Source organism: Sediminispirochaeta bajacaliforniensis DSM 16054, from assembly GCF_000378205.1.
Taxonomy (GTDB): domain Bacteria; phylum Spirochaetota; class Spirochaetia; order DSM-16054; family Sediminispirochaetaceae; genus Sediminispirochaeta; species Sediminispirochaeta bajacaliforniensis.
Window position 1 is genome coordinate 1 of record NZ_KB899460.1, and the last position, 3,230, is coordinate 3,230.

Below are 3,230 nucleotides of genomic sequence, written 5' to 3' on the forward strand. Positions count from 1 at the left end.
GCCTTTTTGTTGTGCCATCTTTCCTCCTCCTGTAAGGAGAATATCAACAATTACAAAATTTAGGAAATCCCTCTAGTTTTTAGAGGTGCCCTATATAAATATTGACAAGAGGGCCACAAACACAAAGGCAACCAGCCCCTCAACAAGAGTCGCCGAGGTATAGGCCTTATAGGATGTCGAAACCTCCATACCCGAAAATTGAGAAACAACCCAAAAGTAGGAGTCATTGGCATGAGAAACAACCATCGCTCCCGCACCGATTGCAAGCACCGTTAGGGCGGGATTCAGGCCGAGGACCGAAAGCAGAGGTGCCATGATCGACGACGTGGTGATGATTGCCACGGTGGATGATCCCTGAGCCGTCTTGAGGGCGGCAGAGATAATAAAAGGAAGGAAAATTCCCAATTTAAGGGTTGAAAGGTTGGAATTGATAAACTCCGCCATGGGAGAGGCCTTCAGCACGGCGCCGAAAGCGCCTCCTGCACCGGTGATGGCAAGAATTAATGCAGCATTCTTCACTCCCTCGCCCATCCATGAAGAGACCGACTCTTTCCGGAGATCCTTCTTTACCAGTGTCAGGGAGATAAAGATACCGAGCATCAAAGCGGTAACGGGATCGCCGATGAATTGGATAAAGGACGAAAAACCGCCTTGTCCGAAGGGGTGACTCGGATAAGCCGCCACCGATTTAAGGAGAATAAGAAGGATAGGAACCAGCAGAGGGAGAAAAGAATGAAAAGCGCCGGGGAGTTTACCATACTTTTCCAGAAGATCGGCATAACTCTCTTGAAGCTCCGCCTTTATTTCATAGCGACTGGCAAACTTTGTCGCCCAAAGATAGCCGGCAAGCATGGCGGGAATGGAAACAATCAGTCCAAGGCCAATGACAGCCCCAAGATCGGCCCCAAGGGTCCCTGCCGCAGCAATGGGTCCGGGGGTCGGAGGAACAAGGGTATGGGTGGCATAGAGGCCGGTCGCAAGGGCGACAGCCATCACAGCCATCGACTTACCCGTCTCTTCGGCGAGGGCCTTGTTGAGAGGGGTGAGAATAACATAACCGGAATCACAGAAGACCGGTATCGAGACCACATAACCGGCAACGCTCATGGCAAGGGGCGACCGCTCTTTGCCAACTATCTTTAGAATTGCCTGGGTCATGGAGAGAGCGGCACCGGTCTTCTCCAGAACGATACCGATAATCGTTCCTGCAATGATGACGATACCGATGTAACCCAGGGTTCCTCCAAAGCCTGAGCGGATGGTACCAACAACATCTCCCGGAGGAAGGCCTATAGCCAATCCGTAGAAAAAGGCGATAGTCACCAGAACGACAAATGCGTTCATGTTGAACTTTGCGGTGAAAAGGATGATGAGCAGAACAGCAATCAGCAGAAAGAGAAGCGCAATTCCACCAGATACCATTGAACACCTCCTACATGTGATACTCACAAGTATAGTGGAAAGATAATCTTACTGCCAAAAAACCTTCTGCTCATGCTCGATAAAGCAACGCCCTATTCAAGCTCCCTGATCGATTTGATGACGACCGGTTCAAGAGGCCTGTTGCTTCCGTCGGTGGATACCGAACCAATCGTTTCCACAACATCCATCCCTGAAACCACCCGTCCAAAAACCGTATGCTTGCCAGTCAGCCAGGGAGTATCGGCAAGATTGATGAAAAACTGGCTGCCGTTGGTATCGGGACCACTGTTTGCCATGGCCAGGGAACCCTTTACCGGAGGATGGGAATCCAGACCACTCATGTAGTGATACCCCATGTTTTCGTAAGCTTCCTTGAGGGTCATGGCAGCGATGTGCTCCTGGACCTCTTCCATCCGTTGATCGAGCTCCTCCTGACTATCAATCCCCATCTTTCGAAGCAAAGGGGCAACGATCTGACGGTTGAAATCATCCTGGCTCTGAAGCATGAGCCACTGATGCGGCATCCCATTGGTGTCAAAGGCCTTGATCTTATCGAGGCCAAGAGCATCGGCATCCATTTCATCGTCGAACCGATATCCGGGATCTCCGGTTCCGTTCCCCCTCGGACAGCCTCCCTGGATCATAAAACCATCGATTACCCGATGGAAAACAAGGCCGTCGTAAAAATTCCCTGTAATGTTTTCTCCTGTTTTCGGATCGGTATATTCCTTTCGTCCCTCCGCAAGGGCAAGAAAATTTTCAACCGTCTTAGGTGCTGCGTCGGAAAACAACTCTACCGTAATACTTCCGTAGTTTGTCTCGATGATAGCCATCTTTCTTACTCCTTTGACGCTCACCGGTCCATCGGCGGCACCGACGATACCGGCTGTAAGAAGGAAGATACATCCCAGAATCACAAAAGCCGTACGTCTCTGATTTTTTCCCAAAAAATAGTGCATGGGGCATGCTAACGGATAAGCGGCAGAATGATAAGTCCGTAGGAGCCCATTGCGAAGCCCTAGGTTCCTTTGTTATAGTAATTATATATGGATGCATTCACCTTGTACGGAGAGCCGACCCCTCCTTTGGAAGACGAACTTCCGGTTTTCCTGACAGGACATCTACTCGTAGCCGAATCGAGTATGACCGATCCCAACTTCTCACAGACAGCCGTATTTCTGCTCAATCACGACGAAAACGGGGCCATGGGGCTGGTGATAAACCGCCCGAGTACGACGGTTCTTGGGGATGCAGTTGAAGAGCTTGGAGAAACCCCCTGGAGAGAGGAGCTCGTTTTCGTAGGAGGCCCTGTCCAGCAATATTTCGTCTTCGTACTCCACACAGGGCTGCCCGGAGGACAAAAGAGCCCTGCCGCTATCGAGGCGACACCCGGAGTGATTTTCGAACCCGATTTTTCAGTGGTCAAGCCTGCTCTCAACCAAGAGGATACAATCAACCTGAGGGCCCGTTTCCTTGTGGGCTATGCGGGTTGGGCGCCTGGACAACTTGAAACCGAATTGGCACGGAAGGATTGGATAGTCATTCCTGGTTCTCCTGAATTGGTCTTTTCTGATACTCCTTTCTCTGTATGGCGTTCGGCTCTGAGAAAAAAGGGGGGGATTTATTGGATAGCCGCAGAGACCGGCTTTAAACCGTCTATCAATTAAATAGTGTCCTGAATCGTGGTGATACATGAATAAAATCTCCTTTTCGCGTAGTTAGTTATTGTAAGAACAGCCAAAAAAGGAGAAGTTCATGAACCATCCCCCCTTCTGCCCCAATCCCTATTGTCCCAACCATTTCCAGGC

3 protein-coding genes are annotated in these 3,230 nt (G+C 50.3%); 1 reads left to right on the forward strand and 2 read right to left on the reverse strand.

Annotated features, from left to right (window positions below):
• Positions 1-90: 90 nt before the first annotated feature.
• On the reverse strand, positions 91-1,422 hold the full coding sequence (locus F459_RS0121745; RefSeq protein ID WP_020614749.1) for a GntP family permease: 1,332 nt from the start codon (positions 1,420-1,422) through the stop codon (positions 91-93).
• A gap of 92 nt (positions 1,423-1,514) precedes the next feature.
• Positions 1,515-2,381 carry a peptidylprolyl isomerase gene (locus tag F459_RS0121750; protein ID WP_020614750.1) on the reverse strand — a complete coding sequence of 289 codons (867 nt, stop codon included), beginning with the start codon at positions 2,379-2,381 and terminating at the stop codon, positions 1,515-1,517.
• An 87-nt stretch (positions 2,382-2,468) separates the two neighbouring features.
• Between F459_RS0121750 and F459_RS0121755 the strand changes: the two genes are divergently transcribed.
• The gene (locus F459_RS0121755) at positions 2,469-3,089 is read left to right on the forward strand and encodes a YqgE/AlgH family protein (protein WP_020614751.1); all 621 of its coding nucleotides are present in this window, start codon (positions 2,469-2,471) and stop codon (positions 3,087-3,089) included.
• Positions 3,090-3,230 lie beyond the last annotated feature (141 nt).